Origin of the sequence: Frankia sp. Mgl5, assembly GCF_023242985.1 — a bacterium.
In the GTDB taxonomy this organism is placed as follows: domain Bacteria; phylum Actinomycetota; class Actinomycetes; order Frankiales; family Frankiaceae; genus Parafrankia; species Parafrankia soli.
Window position 1 is genome coordinate 1 of record NZ_JALKFY010000322.1, and the last position, 240, is coordinate 240.

Sequence of the window (240 nt, forward strand, 5' to 3'; positions counted from 1 at the left end):
GTACATTTGAGCTGCACTACGCTGCCCGTTCGCGCGAGGAGTGCCCCTTTTTTCAGGAGATAGGCGCCCGCTACGGTGAGCAGAGCAGGTTTTATTTTTCCAGTGAACAAGAACGGTTGACTCCCGGCAGCATGGCCGACTTTTCGATGGGCACGCACCTCTATTTTTGCGGTCCGGCTGCGATGGTAAGCCAGTTTCGTGAGGCTGCCCTGGCATACGGCTATCCTGGCGGGTCAATCC

At 57.1% G+C, this 240-nt stretch carries 1 pseudogene; it reads left to right on the top strand.

Features of this window, described 5'->3' with window-relative positions:
- Window positions 1-240, top strand: a pseudogene (locus tag MXD62_RS09510) (oxidoreductase); the annotation flags it as partial.